Below are 16,613 nucleotides of genomic sequence, written 5' to 3'. Positions count from 1 at the left end.
TCAGAATTCTTCCCAGTTTTCTGCGACGGTAAGGGAGTTCCCCTTCACCGCGGCATTGCTTTTGAAGGCCCCGGCAACCTTGGAGACAAGGTTTCTTGCCGGAGACGGGGCGGGACGGGAGGCGGCGGAGGCCGCCCTCGGGCTACCGACGGAGGCGCGCACGCCCTCGTGGATCTGGAACTGGCCGACGAGACGGGTAAGGTTTTCCGCGTCCTGGGCCAGCGTATGGCTTACGGCATTCGACTGCTCGACCATCGCGGCATTCTGCTGCGTGACATGGTCCATCTGGTTGACGGCGACGTTGATTTCCTGGAGGCCGCTCGCCTGTTCGCGGGCAGCGGTAACGATGGAAGCCATGTGCTCGTGGATACGCACCACATCGCCGCCGATGCGGCCGAGCGACTGGCCGGTCGCCTGCACAAGGCGCGAGCCGGTCTTCACCTCTTCCGAAGAGCGGGTGATGAGGCCCTTGATATCCTTGGCGGCGCCGGCGGCGCGCTGGGCAAGCTCGCGAACCTCCTGGGCCACGACGGCAAAGCCCTTGCCGGCCTCCCCTGCCCGTGCCGCTTCGACACCGGCATTGAGCGCAAGCAGGTTGGTCTGGAAGGCGATTTCATCGATGACGTTGATGATTTTGCCGATTTCGCTGGAGGCACCTTCGATGCGCTCCATCGCCGACATGGCGTCGCTGACGATGCGTTCGGATTCCACCGCACTTGCCTTGGTGGAATCGATCATCTGGCCGGCCTCTTCGGCGCGGGCGGTCGCCGTGCGCACGGTCGTCATGATCTCTTCGAGTGCGGCGGAGGTCTCTTCGAGCGAGGCCGCCTGCTGCTCCGTGCGTTTTGCCAGATCGTCTGCCGCCGCCCGCATCTGGCCGCTGTTCGACTGGATGGAACCCGTATTGTCCTTCACATCGGCCATGACGTTGCGCAGGCGTTCGACGGTGTTGTTGAAGTCGATGCGCAGTTGTTCGAGGTCGGTGCGGAACGGATCGAGCAGCGCGACCGTCAGGTCGCCTTCGGACAGACGGTTGAGGCCACGACCGAGCGCTTCGACGGCCACGCGCACCTGCCGCTCGTCCTCGTGGGCCGCGGTCTCGCGACCATGCCGTTCGGTTTCGATGCGGGTGCGGCTGTCTTCGTTCGCCTGTTCCAGGGCGCGCTTTTCGACGGCGGCTTCGCGGAAGGCTTCTGCGGACCGGGCCATCTCGCCGATCTCGTCGCCCCGTTCAGTCGCGGCGACTGGCGTATTCACGTCGCCGGAAAGGATGCGCTTCATGCTATCGCGAACCGCGTAGATACCATCGCGCAGTTTCTTGCCATGATAGACGATCAGGCCAAGCAGCATGATCATGCCGAGAAGGCCGATACCGATCTGGTATTGCAGGGACTGTGCGGACGCGAGCTGCGCATCGTTGACGCGCGCTTCGAGCAGTCCGGAGCCTTCTCCGGCGAGCGTTGCCAGTGTTGCCGTCATACGTTCGCCGCCACCGTCGATGGCGTCGTCAAGTGCTGCGAAGGCCTCGAACGGCGCACCATCCTCGATCATCTTCTTGAGATCGACGGAAATCGCCTTCTCGACCTGCTGCAGATCCGCCTCGAACGAATCGAGCATGGTCGGCTTGCCAAGTTCGACGGCCAGCGCCTTGGCTGGGCCTGCGCCTTCCTTCAGCGTCTTCAGGGAGCCTTCGATGATCTTCAGCCGCTCCGGCTGGATGGCCTTTTCCTCGCGGTCGATGATGCTGTCCATCGCGACCAGGACGAGATCGACATTCGCCAACCGCATCGCCTGAACGACATTGACCTTGGTCTGGATGCCGACGGCGGCCTCGGAGGCGCCGCGGATCGTGGCGCCGCCGTGCCAGCCGGCCGTGAGCATCGTGCCGAAGCCGAGGAAGGCGGCAGCGCCGAGAGTTGCGAGACGGGAACTGACGGAAAGGGTCCGACCCTTTGCTGAATTTTCGTGAGACATGATGCGGTTCGCCCGATCGAGCCCGGCCCTCGCCGCGGCATCCCTTCTGGATCCTGGGTGAAATACGCTTCTCGCCGTCTCCCCCGGTCGGCGGACATCATGTCCGGTGAGCCGATTCCGGCCCTTTTGCGTGTTCGAACCGTGACAAAGAGAGATTAAACAAAACCTAAAGATATCCCGACCAACCGCGCATTTTAGCAAAATTTGATGAATTCCGCGCCGCCGGAATACCTGACGTTGCAGGAGGCAGCCCCCGTTCCAAAACCAGCCGTTTCATGTTATGCTCAGTGTATGGACAAACGCCGCCGATATACGACCCTGCTCGCCGCGCTGATTGCGCTCGGCCTCGGCGTTCTCGCCGCCCGAGCCGCCTTTGCCGGCTGGCTTGAGCACGGTCCGGCGATCTTTCTGAGCCTTGCCGAGTCCGGCATGTCCTGGTGCTTCTGATCACAATCCCGCGAGCCGACCAGCTTGCCTGCCGTTGCGGCAATTGGCGCGTTTGCGCGACCCGGCACGAAGGACTATGAAACCGGCAAGCGGCGACAGCCGCACCGTGCTCTCGAAGGACTGCCATGAAGACCCTGCGCCTCGTACTCTGGATCGCCGTCGCCCTCGTTGCGGCCCTGCTCGGCTGGCTGACCCTGGAAATGACAAGGAACAAGGACCAGGTCGCCGGCGGCCCGTTCGGCGTGCCCTTCGAACTCGTCGCACAGGATGGAAAGCCGATCACCGAGAAGGCGTTTACCGGCAAGCCGACCGCCCTGTTCTTCGGCTTCACCCATTGCCCGGAAGTCTGCCCGACGACGCTGTTCGAACTCGACGGCTGGCTCGCCAAGGTCGATCCTGACGGCTCCAAGCTCCAGGCCTATTTCGTCACCGTCGATCCGGAACGCGACACGCCGGAACTCATTGGCCAATATGTCGGCAACGTGTCGAAGCGCATCACCGGTATTTCCGGCGCACCGGACAAGGTGCTGGAAATGGCAAAGGGGTTTCGCGTGTATTACCGCAAGGTGCCGCTCGACGAGAAGAAGCCCGACGGCGACTATACGATGGATCACTCGGCCTCGGTCTTCCTGCTCGACGCCGGCGGGCGCTTCATCGGCACGATCGCCTATGGCGAGAACGCCGAGGTTGCCGAAGAGAAGCTTGCCAACCTGATCAAGAGATAAGCGCCAAGGCAGATAAGCATGAAGGCGGGCAATCCGCCTTTGCCCTCGGCTTTCGGACATGCTAGGCGGACCTGAAACAACAGGGACCCGAGCCGTGGCCGAAATCCGCCTCTATATCTCCACGACCGAGAAGCGCTCCGAGATCGCGCTTTCGCTGATGAGCGACGCCTTCGAAGAAGAAGGCTACGCTATCGCGACGATGGAGGTCGATGAGAAAAACGATATCTGGGAAGCCTCCGTCTACATGTTCAAAGAAGACGAGGCGGAGATCCATGACCGCTTCGCCGCCCTGCTCGCCGCGGATTTTCCCGATGCGGCGATCGAGCGCGAGGTACTGCCGGATATCGACTGGATCGCCAAGTCGCTGGAGGGCCTGAAGCCCGTGCGTGCCGGCCGCTTCATCGTGCATGGCTCGCATGATCGCGGCACCGCCCGCCCCGGTGAAATCGCCATCGAGATCGAAGCCGGGCAGGCTTTCGGCACCGGTCATCACGGTACGACGGCGGGCTGCCTTGAGGTGATCTTCAGCGTGATGCGGTCACGCAGAGTCAAGCGCGTGCTTGACCTTGGGACAGGCAGCGGCGTGCTGGCGATCGCCGCGCGCAAGCTCGCACCCGCCCGCGTTCTCGCCACGGATATCGACCCGATCGCCACCCGCGTCGCGCGCGAAAACGTGCGCCTCAACGGCATTGCCTCCGGCGTCACGCTGGAAACCGCACCCGGCTTCCATTCCACCGCCTTCCGCCGTCACGGCCCCTTCGATCTCATCATCGCCAACATCCTCGCCCGCCCGCTGATGCGCATGGCGCCGCAGCTTGCCGCCCAGCTCGCACCGGGTGGCGATGTCATCCTGTCGGGCATCCTCGCCTCGCAACGCTGGAAGGTGCTGGCCGCCTATAACGGCGCGGGCCTGCGCCATGTGCACACCATCTGGCGCAACGGCTGGGTGACGATCCACCTCGACAACAGACGATAGGCCGATGATGGCAGCGGGATGGTCACATTCCGCTGTCAGGTGCCGGAAAAGCGGGCAAAATAAAAGGCGGTGCCAGAGGCACCGCCTAGGGGTCGGCAAGCCGACCTGCCCGCGAGCTTGAGGAGGAGGAGCGCTCAAGCGGGCCTATGTGTTCCGAGCGCCTTCCCGGAGGAGGGAGGAGGAGTGACCGGCAAGACGCCTGATCGGAACACCTAGCTGTTTGCGATTCGAAGGACTGGAGGAACGTTCACTTCATTTCGCTTGAAGCGCGTTTTACGTTCGCTTCGTTGGCGCCGCTTATAATCGATTCGGAAATTCGAGAAAGCCGTCTTGGCACATGGGTGCCATGCGCAAAGTGCATAAGTCCAATTCCAGACCTCTTTGAACCCTCCCGAGGCGACTTGGCCATGGCTGCGATCATCATCCCTCTCCTCGCTCTGGCTGTCATCCTCTTCGTGCTCTGGACGGCCATTCGTGCCACGATGGCTTCGGGCAAGCCGCCGCTTCACAGCGATAACACGACACAGTCGGAGGAGGAACGTCATCGCATCGCCGTTTCGCTGCGCGACCGGCTGAGCCGCGAACCGCTTGGCGGGCCGCTTGCCGAACACGTCTGGCGCAAGCTGCTTGATGAAACGCCCGGCAACGGCGTGATCTACGACCATCACCGGGATTTCTGCGGCCACGGCCTCATCCGCACGCAGGACGGCGTCATGCTTGCGGACGTGCAGGACGGCGGCCTGTATTTCGGAGCGCCCATCGCCGTATGGACCACAGAGCCGGATTTCGTCACCTTCCTCGCCCGCCAGTCGGATTTTTCGATGAGCGGCTGGGATAGGGCAGAGCCGGCATTCTTCACCGAGGATGACTGGTATCGCAACAATCAACGCCTCACCCGCGCGGTGCTGGAACGCTACCTCTCCCGCCTTTGACGCGGGGGTCCGATGGGCTAAGTTACCATCGCGATTCATTACATCATCGAAAGCCTTCCCATGTTCCAGAGTTTCGACGTCAAATCCACGCCCCAGTTCGGCCGCGAGCGCGCAGACGCGCTGCGTGCCGCCTTCGATGTTCTCGGCATTGACGGCTTTCTCGTGCCCCGTGCCGACGAATACCAGGGCGAATATGTGCCGGCGTCCGCCGAGCGCCTGTCGTGGCTGACCGGCTTCACGGGCTCGGCGGGCGTGGCGCTCGTCATGCGCAATCAGGCGGTGGTTTTCGTCGATGGTCGCTATGTGACGCAATTGGTCGAGCAGGTGGACGGCAGCGTCTTTACCAGCGGCGACCTTGTCGGCGAGCCGCCGCATCTCTGGCTGCAGAACCACGCCCCGAAGGGCTTCAGGCTCGGCATCGACCCGTGGCTGCACACAGGTGCCGAAGTTCGACGGCTGGAGAAGGCGCTGTCGGGCGTTGGAGGCGCGCTCGTCCTGCTGCCCCACAATCCGCTCGATCGCATCTGGACCGACCGTCCGGCTGAGCCGCTCGGCCGCGTCGTCATCCAGGCCATCGACCAGGCCGGGGAACTCGCCAGGGACAAGCTGGCGAAGATGGCTGAAGCGACGGCTGTCGCTGGCGCCGATGTCCTCGCCGTCACCGACCCCTCTTCGATCGCCTGGATCTTCAACATCCGCGGCAGCGACGTGCCCCACACGCCGCATCCGCTGGCCCGCGCCATCATCCCGGCAGATGGCCGCCCGCTCCTCTTCCTCGACAAGCGCAAGACCGGCATCGAACAGGAAGCCTACCTCACCCAGCTTGCCGACCTCGTTCCGCCGTCGCAGTTCGACGAGCGCGTCGCCACGCTGGCGGCCGCGGGCAAACGCATCCTTATCGACCCCGACCAGGCCCCCTTCGCACTCGCCGAGATCGTGCGCGCGAAGGGCGGCACGCTGGTGGAAGCCATCGATCCGGCCCGCTTGCCCCGCGCCTGCAAGAACGCCGTGGAGCTTCAGGGCTCGGCCCGTGCCCATCTCCAGGACGGCGCGGCGATGGTCGAGTTCCTGGCGTGGCTCGACAGCACGACACCCGGTTCGCAGACCGAGATAGCCGTCACGAGGAAGCTGGAGGAGGTTCGCCGCAGCGTCGGTGAGCGCCAGCAGAACCCGCTGAAGGACGTCTCCTTCGACAGTATCGCCGGCGCCGGCGCGCATGCCGCCATCATGCACTACCGCGTGACGACCGATAGCGATGCGACCATCGAGCCCGGCACGATGTTCCTCATCGATTCCGGCGCGCAATATATCAACGGCACGACGGACATTACCCGGACCGTCGCCATCGGCGCGGTGCCGGAGGAGCAGAAGCGCTTCTTCACGCTGGTACTCAAGGGCATGATCGCCATCAGCACGGCGCGCTTCCCCAAGGGCACGCGCGGCTGCGATCTCGATCCGCTCGCCCGCATCGCGCTCTGGAAGGCAGGGGCCGACTACGCCCACGGCACGGGCCACGGCGTCGGCTCCTATCTGTCCGTGCATGAGGGCCCGCAACGCATTTCGCGGCTTTCGACGCAGGAGCTGCTCGAAGGCATGATCCTCTCGAACGAACCGGGCTATTATCGTCCGGGCGCATTCGGCATCCGCATCGAGAACCTGATCCACGTCCTGCCGGCCGCGCCGGTGGAGGGTGGCGACATCGATATGGCGAGCTTCGAAACGCTGACTTTCTGCCCGATCGATCGCCGCCTCATTCTGACGGCACTGCTGACGGACGAGGAACTTGCCTGGCTCAACGCCTATCACGCGCAAACGTGTGAAAAGCTCCTGCCGCTGCTGTCGGATGACGCAACGAAAACCTGGCTCGAAAAGGCGACGGCTGCAATCAGCCGATGACGTGACGCAGGACCATGACGACGATCCAGCCGACGCCCAGCATCGGCAGGAGCGAAAGGCGCAGGCCGACGAGGAAGGCAATCGCCATCGTCAGGCTCACGTCGAGTCCACCCGTTACGGCAGCCGGCGCCACCAGCGTGGTGAGCACGGCGGCCGGAACGGCGTTCAGCGCCGCTTCCGCCCGTGGCGGAATGCGCTTCATGCGCGTGATGAAGACATAGCCGCCCACGCGGGTCAGGTATGTCGCGATGGCTCCGGCCGCGATGATCAGGAGCGTCTGCATGTGGAACATGTCTTCCATTTTCACGCCTCCCCTTCTGCCGTCTTGCCGACCGGTGTTTCAGTCTCCTTGCCGTCGAGCGGCATGAGAGCGGCCACGAGGACTCCAGCGAGCGCGCCCAGGCTGACATGCCAGGGCGAGCCGACGAAATGCATGGCAAGGATAGAGCCCGCCGCCGACGCGATCACCACGGGCAGCCAGTTCGCCCGGCTGCGGAAGCCGAGCACGAGACCCATGAAGTAGATCGGCAGCAGCACGTCAATGCCGATCGCCTTCGGGTCGCCGATAAGGTTGCCGAGGAAGCCGCCGACGATCGTCAGGCACAGCCACGGCACATAGACGCTGAGGCCGAGCACCATGGACCAGACATAGCTGACGCGGATGCCCGCATCGGCGCGGCGCTCGGTTTCGGCGAATTGCGGATCGGTGAGCAGGAAGAGCGAGGTCGCCTTCTGCCAGAAGGTCAGGTGGCGGATATGAGCGGCAATGGCCGCCGAATAGAGCACATGCCGGAAATTGACCGCGAAGATCGACAGCACCACCAGCCACGGTGCGACATTGTGGTTGAAGAGTTCGACACCGACGAGCTGGCTCGCGCCGGCATAGAGTGTGGCGCTCATCAGCGCCGCTTCGGCGATGCTCAGCCCGTTGTCGACAGCGACCGCGCCGAACAGCACGGCAAACGGCGCCGCTGCGATCGCGACGGCAATGCCACGCCGGAAGGCGTCGCGGATTTCATCTTTGGTGGCGGGGGTCATGGGTCTGCTCTGTGTTGCAACGGCGCAGCCATAGAGCAGCAACGGTCCACCGGCAAACCAATATGGCTGATGGACCGTTCAGTATCATTGATCGATCAGCGCCGGTCGTCGCCTGGCGCTGATCGATAATCAGCCTTTCTTGAGCTGGAACGTGTGCTCCGGTGCCGGGAAGGTACGCGCCTTCACCTCTTCGGCATAGGTCGCGAAGGCTTCGCTCATCACGGGTGCCAGATTGGCGAAATGCTTGACGAAACGCGGCTTGAAATCCGTGAAGATGCCGAGCACGTCGTCCACCACGAGCACCTGACCGTCACAGGCCGGCGATGCGCCGATGCCGATGGTCGGTGCCTTGACCTTGCCGGTGATCTCGCGCGCCAAAGGCTCGACCGTGCCCTCGATGACGATGGCGAAGGCGCCGGCATCGTCGATGGCGGCAGCATCGCGGCGGATCTTTTCGACTTCCTTGTCATTGCGGCCGAGCGAGCGATAACCGCCGGTCGTGTTGATGAGCTGCGGCATGAGGCCGACATGGCCCAGAACCGGAATGCCGCGCTGGGTCAGGAAATCGACCGTCTCGGCCATTTCCGCCCCGCCTTCCAGCTTGATGGCAGAACAGCCGGTTTCCTTCAGCACGCGGGCGGCCGTGGTGAAGGCCTGTTCCTTCGATGTCTGGTAGGAGCCGAACGGAAGGTCGACGACGACGCAGGCGTTGGACGAGCCGCGCATGACGGCCTGGCCATGCGCGATCATCATCTCGATCGTCACGCCGACGGTGGAATCGAGGCCGTAGAGCACCATGCCGAGGCTGTCGCCGACCAGCATGAAATCGACATGCGGGTCCATGAGCTTGGCAACCGGCGTCGTATAGGCGGTGAGGCTGACAATGGGGCGTTCACCCTTGAGGGCCTTGATGTCGGACGGCGCCAGACGGCGTTTCGCAGTGTGTACGCTCATGTCACGCTACCTTTGCAGTTTTCACGTTTTTTGGGTCGATGACCCGGTTATCGAGGAGTTTCGTGCCCCCAAAGCGCACGAAAAGCAACAAAAGAACCGGCTTTTCGCCGATCGTGTCGATTTCGGCCAGTGTTTCCGGATCGCGGATAGCAACCACTTCCGGCCTGGCCAGCGGCTCGGAGCGGATGAAGGCGGTTACCCCCTCCTCCACTGCCTTCGTGGTGGTTTCGCCCGCAGCAATCAGCCGTTCGGCCTCGTCCAGCGCACGCGGCACGATGGCCGCGGCGGCCCGCTCTTGGGCCGAGAGATAGACATTGCGCGAGGAACAGGCGAGCCCGTCCGCCTCGCGCACCGTCGGTACGCCGATCACCTCGACGGGCTGGGCGAGGTCTGCGACCATGCGGCGGATGATGGTGAGTTGCTGGAAATCCTTCTCGCCGAAATAGGCGCGGTCCGGCCCGGCAATGTTGAAAAGCTTGGTGACGACCGTCGCGACGCCCGCAAAATGGCCGGGGCGCACGGAACCTTCCAGCTCGGCGCCAAGCGTCGGCACGTCCACCACGGTTTCCATCGGCCGCGGATACATGTCCGCAACGCCGGGGGCGAAGAGATAGTGCACGCCTTCCGCTTCCAGCATCGCCTGGTCGCGGGCGAGATCGCGCGGATACCGCGCAAGGTCCTCGTTCTGGCCGAACTGCAGCGGATTGACGAAAATGGTGGCGACGACGATGTCGTTGTCGGCACGCGCGCGGCGGGCAAGCTCCATATGGCCGACATGAAGATAGCCCATGGTGGGCACAAGGCCGATCGTGCGGCCGTCGAGGCGGTGCGGCGCCAACGCCGCGCGCAAATCCGCGATGGTGGTGAAAGTCTGCATCGACGGCTCCTCCTTGCTCTCGCCCTCTCCCGCTGGCGATGCCACCCACGCGGTCTCTGCGGACTGCTTCAAGGGGCGCCGTTTTCTATCTTGTGCAGCGCAAAAAGACAATCGGCAAACGGTTTTGTCACCTATCACCCAAGCCGCTGGGCAGCTTTGCGTTTTGCACACTGTACATTTCACCCAATCCCGAGTAGAGAGCGCGTCAGCACACCCGATACGAACGGGCGCAGAGTGCGGCGCCAGATCGCCGCGGAACCCGAATTCCGAAAGACCCCATATGACGAGTTTTGCAGGCCTCGCTCCGGCGATGGCAAAGGCGTTGGACAAACGCGGCTATACCACTTTGACGCCGGTGCAGATCGCCGTCTCCGATCCGAAGATCGGGAATACCGATGCGCTGGTGTCCGCCCAGACCGGTTCCGGCAAGACCGTCGCCTTCGGCCTCGCCATTGCCCCGACGCTGCTTGAGGGCGAGGAGCGCTTCGATCGCGCCGCAAGCCCGCTTGCCCTCGTCATCGCCCCGACCCGCGAACTTGCCATGCAGGTCAAGCGCGAGCTGGAATGGCTCTATGAAATGACCGGCGCCATCATCGCCTCCTGCGTCGGCGGCATGGACGTGCGCAACGAGCGGCGTGCGCTGGAACGCGGCACCCACATCATCGTCGGCACGCCGGGTCGTCTTCGCGACCATATTACCCGGGGCAACCTCGATCTCAGCGCCATTCGCGCCGTGGTGCTCGACGAGGCCGACGAGATGCTTGACCTCGGCTTCCGCGAAGACCTTGAATTCATCCTCGAAGCAGCGCCCGAAGATCGCCGCACGCTGATGTTCTCGGCCACCGTGCCGAAGGAAATTGCAGCACTCGCGAAAAACTACCAGCGCGACGCCATGCGCATCTCGACGGCCGCCGAGCGCGAACAGCATGTCGACATCGAGTACCGCGCCCTGCTCGCCGCCCCGGCGGACAGAGAAAACGCGATCATCAACGTGCTGCGTTTCTACGATGCGCAGAACGCCATCGTCTTCTGCTCCACCCGTGCGGCCGTGAACCACCTGACGGCCCGCTTCAACAATCGCGGCTTCTCGGTCGTCGCTCTTTCCGGCGAACTCAGCCAGAACGAGCGCACCCACGCGCTCCAGGCGATGCGCGATGGCCGCGCCCGCGTCTGCATCGCGACCGACGTCGCCGCCCGCGGCATCGACCTGCCGAACCTGGAACTCGTGGTCCACGCAGACCTGCCGACCAATCCGGATACGCTGCTGCACCGCTCCGGCCGTACGGGCCGCGCCGGCCGCAAGGGCGTCAGCGCGCTCATCGTGCCGCTCAGCGCCCGCCGCAAGGCAGAACGCCTGCTCCAGATGGCAAACCTCAAGGCAGACTGGGCAAAGCCGCCGTCAGCCGAGGACATCCTGCGCCGCGACGACGAGCGCCTGCTGGCCGACCCGATGCTGACGGATACGATCAGCGAAGACGAGATCGAAACCATCGACGCCCTCGTCGCGCGCTTCGATGCCAAGCAGCTCGCCGCCGCCGTCGCCCGCTTCTTCAAGGCAGGCCGTTCGGCCCCGGAAGACCTGATCGAAGTCTCGCTTGAACAGCGCAAGCCGCGCGAGCGCGGCAACGACTTCATTCCGACGGAAACCAAACGCCCACGTGATTCTTTCGGCTCCAGCGTCTGGGTCTCCGTTTCGGTCGGCCGCAAGCAGCGCGCCGAACCGCGCTGGCTGATCCCGATGCTTTGCCGCAACGGCAACATCACCAAGAACGAGATCGGCGCAATCAAGATGCAGCCGGAGGAGACCTATGTCGAGATCTCCGCCGATGCCGCCGATGGCTTCCTCGGCGCCCTCGGCCCGGCCAGCATGCTGGAGCGCGGCATCCGCGTGACCAGGCTGGAAGGCCAGCCCGACCTCGCGCCACAGCCCTATAGCCGCACGCCCGGCGAGAAGACGCAGCGTTATGACAAGCCGGTCCGCAGCGAAGAGCGCCGCGCCGACTGGAAGCCCAAGGGCGAATTCGAGAAGAAGGGCGGCTTCGACAAGAAGCCCCGCTTCGAGAAGAAGCGCGACGGCGACAAGCCGGACGGTGCAGCGGCAGCAAAGCCGCACTGGAAGGACCGCGACGACAGCGCCAAGAAGCCCGCAAAGCCCTTTGCCGGCGCAAAGCCCTTCAAGGGCAAGCCGGGGGAAAAATTCGCCAAGCCGGAAGGCGGCCCGAAAAAGCCGAAGACCAAGAAGCCGGACCGCTTCTGACAACATCCGTGGCGCGGAACTTTAATCTCCGCGCCACGTTACCCTCGCGCTTCTGCGGGGGATTTCATGGCACGAGATGCGGCGCGCGCCATCGGCGACAGATCGGGCGACGGCAAGGACGAATTCAATCGCTTCGTGACCGGCCTCGGCCGGGGTGTTGCCGGCGCGCTCTTTCTGGCGCTGCCCATGCTGATGACCATGGAAATGTGGTATCTCGGCTTTTACATGGCGCGCGAACGCCTGCTGTTTCTGCTCCTCCTCAATATCCCCCTGCTTATCCTGCTTGCCCATCGCATCGGCTTCGAGGAAACGTTTACCTGGCGCGAAGCGGTCCGCGACGCGATCATCGCCTATGGCATCGGCATCGTTACCAGCCTCGTGGTTCTGACAGCGCTCGGCCTCCTGCGCGGCGGCATGCCGGCGAGCGAACTCGTCGGCAAGGTCGCGCTGCAATCGGTGCCTGCCAGCATCGGCGCCATGCTGGGCCGCAGCCAGCTCGGCCATGACGACGGAGATCGAGACGACGCAAGGGAGACGCGCTATCACGGCGAACTGCTGATGATGGCCGCAGGCGCGCTCTTCCTGTCACTCAACATCGCCCCGACCGACGAGATGATGGTGCTCGCCTACAAGATGACGATCTGGCATGCGCTTGTCGTCGCCCTACTATCGATGGCCCTCATGCACGGCTTCGTCTATGCGGTTTCCTTCATCGGCGGGCATGAGCTGTCGCCGGAAACGCCCTGGTGGCACGCCTTCGTGCGCTTCACGCTGCCGGGCTACGTCATCGCGCTGTCGATCAGCATTTTCACGCTCTGGATTTTTGAGCGCCTCGGCGGCAGTTCCGCCGTCGAGATCATGCTGTCCGTCATCGTGCTCGGCTTTCCCGCCGCCCTCGGCGCGGCTGCCGCGCGACTGATCCTGTGAGGCGACCATGACAAAATCCGAACAGGGCCGCCATCGCGAACGCCACGATCCGCACTGGATCGAATGGCTGACGGGCATCGTCTCCGCCCTCCTCGTCGCCGGCCTACTCGGCTGGATCGGCTGGGAAGCCTTTACGCGCGAGGCAACGCCGCCGGACCTCACCATCGCCGTGCTGACGACGGAGAAGACCGGCGCCGGCTATCGCGTCGCCTTCGACATCCGCAACGCTGCGACAACCACCGCCGCATCCGTCACCGTCATCGGGCGGTTGATGGACGGCGACCGGGTGGTCGAGGAAAACCACGTCGTCTTCGACTATGTGGCAGCCGAATCCAAAGCGACCGGCGCCATTCTCTTCCGCAACGCGCCGATGGGCCGCACCGTCGATATCCGCGCTGCGGGCTATACCGATCCTTAGAAACGACGGTGAGTTGTGGAAGATGCTCCGGAAAGCGGAACCAATTACGCTGGCGTGGATTGAGCAAAGGTCAAATGCCTGTGTCCAGCGGTGAGGAGGACATGGCTGATCCCGCAAGGTTAGTACCATGGAAATGCCTGTTCTCATCCTGTTGACCACCCAGATCCTCTTGCCGGCCTTCTTCCTGGTCTGGCTCTGGCTCCCACGCCCGGCCGACAGGCTGGGCTGGACGATGCGGGTGTTCTACGGCGCCTGTTACCTCGCCTTCGTCTCCGTTATCGGCCGCTGGGATTTTCTGAGTTCGACGCTGGCGATCGCGCTGCCGGTCGCCTTCATCGCCTGCGCTGCCCTCTCCTTCCTGCGCGTCCACAATCGTCCATGGAATACGTCCACCTCGCTGTTCCGCACGCATGGTTTCACCGCGGCGATGGCGGTCTTCTTTCTGGCGCTGACCGCGCGGGCGCTTTCGGGCTACGGTTATCAGGAAACAGCGGTAAACCTTGCCTTCCCCTTCGGCCCGGGCACCTACTATATCGGCCAGGGCGGCAGCACGACGTCGATCAACCATCATCACACGGACCAGAGCCAGCGCTTCGCGCTCGATATCGTCGCGCTCAATGCGTTCGGCGCCCGGGCCAGCGGCCTCATGCCAAAGAATCTCGCAGACTATGTCGTCTATGATCGGGAGGTGAAAAGCCCGTGCACCGGCGTCGCCATCTCGACCCATGACGGCGTTGAAAACAACCGCATCTCGCAGACGAATACAGAGGAACCGGCGGGCAATTACATCATCCTCGCCTGCGGCACGGCGCGCATCATGCTCGCGCATTTCGAGAAGGGCTCTATCGCCGTTACCGGTGGCGAGATCGTCACGCAGGGGCAATCCCTGGGCCGCGTCGGCAATTCGGGCAACTCCTCCGAACCGCATCTGCACATGCATGCCTATGTCGGAGGGACGATCGACTACAATGCCGGTGAGGGTGTCCCCATGACCTTCGACGACCGCTTCCTCGTGCGCGGTTCCACCGTCACGATCCCTTGATGAGCTCGAACCAGCCGTCCTCGTCGATCACCTCGACATTGAACTCTTTTGCCTTGTCGAGCTTGGAACCCGCGCCCGGCCCCGCCACCACAAGGTCGGTCTTCTTCGAAACAGAACCCGCCACCTTGGCGCCCAACCGCTCCGCCATGGCCTTCGCCTCGTCGCGCGTCATCTTTTCCAGCGAACCGGTGAACACCACCGTCTTGCCGACGACCGGGCTCGAGGTCACGACAACGGCCTCCGCGGCCTCAGGCGTGACTTCCTCAAGCAGCCGAGCCATCACATCGAGATTGCGCGGTTCCTTGTAGAACTCCACCATGGCACGGGCGACGACCTCGCCGATACCGTCGATGCTGTTGAGTTCGTTCCACGCTTCGCCCGTCAGCGGCGCCGAAGCCTTCATCGCCTCCTCGAAAGCGGCGTAAGTCCCATAGGCGCGCGCCAGAAGCTTGGCGTTCGTCTCACCGACATGGCGGATGCCGAGCGCGTAAATGAAACGGTTGAGCGCAATCGAGCGGCGGGCGTCGATGGCATCATAGAGTTTCCGCACGCTGACCTTGCCGAAGCCGTCGATGTTTTCGAGCTTGGTCAGAGAATCGGCCTGCCGCTTCTCCAGCGTGAAAATGTCCGGCGCGGTGCGCACCGCAAGCGACGGGTCCTTCGCCTCGAAGAAGAAATCGATCTGCTTGGCGCCCAGTCCCTCGATGTCGAAGGCGTTGCGCGAGACGAAGTGCTTCAGATGCTCCACGGCCTGCGCCCGGCAGACGAAACCGCCGGTGCAGCGGGTGACGGAATCAAGCCGGCCCGTCTTCTCGTTGCGCTCGCGCACGGCGTGGCTGCCGCAGACCGGGCAGGTTTTCGGGAACTGGTAGCGCTCGGTCTCCGCTGGTCGCTTTTCCATCACCACGTCCAGCACCTGTGGGATCACATCGCCCGCGCGCTGCACGATGATGGTATCGCCGATGCGTATGTCATGGTCTTCCGCGCGAATGCGCTCGCCGCTGTTGCCGATACCTTCGATATAGTCGGCATTGTGCAGGGTCGCGTTGGTGACGACCACGCCGCCGACCGTAACCGGCGTGAGGCGCGCGACAGGCGTCAGCGCGCCGGTGCGGCCGACCTGGATGTCGATCTTTTCGACCGTGGTGAAAGCCTGTTCGGCCGGAAACTTATGCGCAGTCGCCCAGCGTGGCGAGCGGGAGCGGAAGCCGAGGCGCTCCTGAAGCGCCAGTTCATCGACCTTGTAGACGACACCGTCGATATCATAGTCGAGGTCCGGACGGGCGAGGCCGATCTCGCGGTAATGCGCGATGATGTCATCGACGCGCGACAGCCGCTGCGTCATCGGATTGACGGGAAAACCCCAGGATTTCAGCACCTCGATCATACCGAACTGCGTGTTCGCCGGCATCTCGGACATTTCGCCCCAGGCATAGGCGAAGAAGCGCAGCTTGCGGCTGGCCGTCACCGTGGCGTCGAGCTGACGCAGCGAGCCGGCGGCCGTGTTGCGCGGATTGACGTAGGTCTGCTTGCCCTCCGCCGCCATTTTCTCGTTGAGCGCCAGAAAGTCGCTCTTGGCCATGTAGACTTCGCCGCGCACCTCGACGACGGCAGGCGCGCCGGCCGGCAGGCGGTTCGGGATTTCGCTGATCGTCTGGACATTGGCCGTGACATTCTCGCCCGTCGTGCCGTCGCCGCGCGTTGCGGCACTGACCAGCCGCCCGTTTTCATAGCGGATCGACATGGAAAGGCCGTCGATCTTCGGCTCGGCGGTGAAGGCGATCGATTCGTCCGGCAGGCGGCCGAGAAAGCGGTAGACCGAATTGACGAAATCCCGCACGTCCTCGTCGGAGAACGTGTTGTCGAGCGACAGCATCGGGCGGGAGTGGGTGATCGGCGCGAAGGTCGGCAGCGGCGCGGAGCCGACACGCCGCGAGGGACTGTCGTCGCGCACGAGGGCAGGAAAGCGCGCCTCGATGTCTTCGTTGCGCCGTTTCAGCGCATCGTAATCGGCATCCGAAATCTCCGGCGCATCCTGCCCGTGATAAAGCTCGTCATTGCGCGCGATCTCCGCCGCCAGAAAGGCCAGCTCCGCTGCGGCTTCGTCTTCGGTCAGGTTTTCGACAGGGGTTTTCGCGTTCGCCATGACG

Annotated in this window: 15 protein-coding genes; 9 read left to right on the top strand and 6 right to left on the bottom strand. The window is 63.8% G+C overall.

Features of this window, described 5'->3' with window-relative positions; translation table 11 throughout:
• Positions 1 to 1,974 (bottom strand): methyl-accepting chemotaxis protein, encoded by a 1,974-nt coding sequence (locus BSY16_RS03225; RefSeq protein ID WP_069058341.1) that lies wholly within the window; start codon positions 1,972 to 1,974, stop codon positions 1 to 3.
• A 291-nt stretch (positions 1,975 to 2,265) separates the two neighbouring features.
• Here BSY16_RS03225 and BSY16_RS32265 point away from each other — a divergent pair, with 291 nt between their 5' ends.
• The 5 genes from BSY16_RS32265 to BSY16_RS03205 all read left to right on the top strand — a co-directional run bounded on the left by BSY16_RS32265 (position 2,266) and on the right by BSY16_RS03205 (position 6,950).
• A complete protein-coding gene (locus BSY16_RS32265; RefSeq protein ID WP_171902379.1) occupies positions 2,266 to 2,421 on the top strand; it encodes a hypothetical protein in 156 nt (51 codons plus the stop codon).
• A 125-nt stretch (positions 2,422 to 2,546) separates the two neighbouring features.
• The gene (locus BSY16_RS03220) at positions 2,547 to 3,146 is read left to right on the top strand and encodes an SCO family protein (protein WP_069058340.1); all 600 of its coding nucleotides are present in this window, start codon (positions 2,547 to 2,549) and stop codon (positions 3,144 to 3,146) included.
• Between the two features lie 94 nt (positions 3,147 to 3,240).
• Entirely contained in the window at positions 3,241 to 4,122 is an 882-nt protein-coding gene (locus BSY16_RS03215) for a 50S ribosomal protein L11 methyltransferase (protein ID WP_069058339.1), read from the top strand.
• 407 nt (positions 4,123 to 4,529) lie between these two features.
• On the top strand, positions 4,530 to 5,054 hold the full coding sequence (locus tag BSY16_RS03210; protein WP_069058338.1) for a hypothetical protein: 525 nt from the start codon (positions 4,530 to 4,532) through the stop codon (positions 5,052 to 5,054).
• 60 nt (positions 5,055 to 5,114) lie between these two features.
• Complete coding sequence (locus BSY16_RS03205) at positions 5,115 to 6,950, top strand: aminopeptidase P family protein (protein ID WP_069058337.1); 1,836 nt, start codon at positions 5,115 to 5,117, stop codon at positions 6,948 to 6,950.
• Here BSY16_RS03205 and BSY16_RS03200 read toward each other — a convergent pair.
• The 4 genes from BSY16_RS03200 to panC form a co-directional block, all read right to left on the bottom strand.
• Positions 6,940 to 7,251 carry an AzlD family protein gene (locus BSY16_RS03200; protein ID WP_069058336.1) on the bottom strand — a complete coding sequence of 104 codons (312 nt, stop codon included), beginning with the start codon at positions 7,249 to 7,251 and terminating at the stop codon, positions 6,940 to 6,942. The two genes, BSY16_RS03205 and BSY16_RS03200, sit on opposite strands and share 11 nt — an antisense overlap.
• 2 nt (positions 7,252 to 7,253) lie before the next feature.
• Entirely contained in the window at positions 7,254 to 7,988 is a 735-nt protein-coding gene (locus tag BSY16_RS03195; RefSeq protein WP_069058335.1) for an AzlC family ABC transporter permease, read from the bottom strand.
• Between the two features lie 129 nt (positions 7,989 to 8,117).
• Complete coding sequence (gene panB, locus BSY16_RS03190; RefSeq protein WP_069058334.1) at positions 8,118 to 8,942, bottom strand: 3-methyl-2-oxobutanoate hydroxymethyltransferase; 825 nt, start codon at positions 8,940 to 8,942, stop codon at positions 8,118 to 8,120.
• A gap of 1 nt (position 8,943) precedes the next feature.
• Positions 8,944 to 9,819 carry a pantoate--beta-alanine ligase gene (gene panC / locus BSY16_RS03185; RefSeq protein WP_069058333.1) on the bottom strand — a complete coding sequence of 292 codons (876 nt, stop codon included), beginning with the start codon at positions 9,817 to 9,819 and terminating at the stop codon, positions 8,944 to 8,946.
• A gap of 280 nt (positions 9,820 to 10,099) precedes the next feature.
• Here panC and BSY16_RS03180 point away from each other — a divergent pair, with 280 nt between their 5' ends.
• The 4 genes from BSY16_RS03180 (at position 10,100) to BSY16_RS03165 (ending at position 14,463) form a co-directional block, all read left to right on the top strand.
• Positions 10,100 to 12,076: a DEAD/DEAH box helicase gene (locus BSY16_RS03180; protein ID WP_069058332.1), complete on the top strand. Its 1,977-nt coding sequence runs from the start codon at positions 10,100 to 10,102 to the stop codon at positions 12,074 to 12,076.
• Between the two features lie 66 nt (positions 12,077 to 12,142).
• Complete coding sequence (locus BSY16_RS03175; RefSeq protein WP_069058331.1) at positions 12,143 to 13,003, top strand: TIGR02587 family membrane protein; 861 nt, start codon at positions 12,143 to 12,145, stop codon at positions 13,001 to 13,003.
• Positions 13,004 to 13,010: 7 nt separating this feature from the next.
• Positions 13,011 to 13,421 carry a TIGR02588 family protein gene (locus tag BSY16_RS03170; protein WP_069058330.1) on the top strand — a complete coding sequence of 137 codons (411 nt, stop codon included), beginning with the start codon at positions 13,011 to 13,013 and terminating at the stop codon, positions 13,419 to 13,421.
• A 127-nt stretch (positions 13,422 to 13,548) separates the two neighbouring features.
• The gene (locus BSY16_RS03165) at positions 13,549 to 14,463 is read left to right on the top strand and encodes a M23 family metallopeptidase (protein WP_083242816.1); all 915 of its coding nucleotides are present in this window, start codon (positions 13,549 to 13,551) and stop codon (positions 14,461 to 14,463) included.
• Here the strand turns inward: BSY16_RS03165 and ligA are convergent.
• Complete coding sequence (gene ligA, locus BSY16_RS03160) at positions 14,450 to 16,609, bottom strand: NAD-dependent DNA ligase LigA (RefSeq protein ID WP_069058329.1); 2,160 nt, start codon at positions 16,607 to 16,609, stop codon at positions 14,450 to 14,452. The genes BSY16_RS03165 and ligA overlap by 14 nt on opposite strands.
• Positions 16,610 to 16,613 lie beyond the last annotated feature (4 nt).

Origin of the sequence: Sinorhizobium sp. RAC02, from assembly GCF_001713395.1 — a bacterium.
In the GTDB taxonomy this organism is placed as follows: Bacteria; Pseudomonadota; Alphaproteobacteria; order Rhizobiales; family Rhizobiaceae; genus Shinella.
This window is presented reverse-complemented; position numbering and strand designations above follow the sequence as displayed.

Excerpts from the sequence above, each read along its gene's own strand:
- BSY16_RS03225 (WP_069058341.1), bottom strand. The coding sequence starts at position 1,974 with ATGTCTCACGAAAATTCAGCAAAGGGTCGGACCCTTTCCGTCAGTTCC.
- BSY16_RS32265 (WP_171902379.1), top strand. The coding sequence starts at position 2,266 with ATGGACAAACGCCGCCGATATACGACCCTGCTCGCCGCGCTGATTGCG.
- BSY16_RS03220 (WP_069058340.1), top strand. The coding sequence starts at position 2,547 with ATGAAGACCCTGCGCCTCGTACTCTGGATCGCCGTCGCCCTCGTTGCG.
- BSY16_RS03210 (WP_069058338.1), top strand. The coding sequence starts at position 4,530 with ATGGCTGCGATCATCATCCCTCTCCTCGCTCTGGCTGTCATCCTCTTC.
- BSY16_RS03205 (WP_069058337.1), top strand. The coding sequence starts at position 5,115 with ATGTTCCAGAGTTTCGACGTCAAATCCACGCCCCAGTTCGGCCGCGAG.
- BSY16_RS03200 (WP_069058336.1), bottom strand. The coding sequence starts at position 7,251 with ATGGAAGACATGTTCCACATGCAGACGCTCCTGATCATCGCGGCCGGA.
- BSY16_RS03195 (WP_069058335.1), bottom strand. The coding sequence starts at position 7,988 with ATGACCCCCGCCACCAAAGATGAAATCCGCGACGCCTTCCGGCGTGGC.
- panB (WP_069058334.1), bottom strand. The coding sequence starts at position 8,942 with ATGAGCGTACACACTGCGAAACGCCGTCTGGCGCCGTCCGACATCAAG.
- panC (WP_069058333.1), bottom strand. The coding sequence starts at position 9,819 with ATGCAGACTTTCACCACCATCGCGGATTTGCGCGCGGCGTTGGCGCCG.
- BSY16_RS03180 (WP_069058332.1), top strand. The coding sequence starts at position 10,100 with ATGACGAGTTTTGCAGGCCTCGCTCCGGCGATGGCAAAGGCGTTGGAC.
- BSY16_RS03175 (WP_069058331.1), top strand. The coding sequence starts at position 12,143 with ATGGCACGAGATGCGGCGCGCGCCATCGGCGACAGATCGGGCGACGGC.
- BSY16_RS03170 (WP_069058330.1), top strand. The coding sequence starts at position 13,011 with ATGACAAAATCCGAACAGGGCCGCCATCGCGAACGCCACGATCCGCAC.
- BSY16_RS03165 (WP_083242816.1), top strand. The coding sequence starts at position 13,549 with ATGGAAATGCCTGTTCTCATCCTGTTGACCACCCAGATCCTCTTGCCG.
- ligA (WP_069058329.1), bottom strand. The coding sequence starts at position 16,609 with ATGGCGAACGCGAAAACCCCTGTCGAAAACCTGACCGAAGACGAAGCC.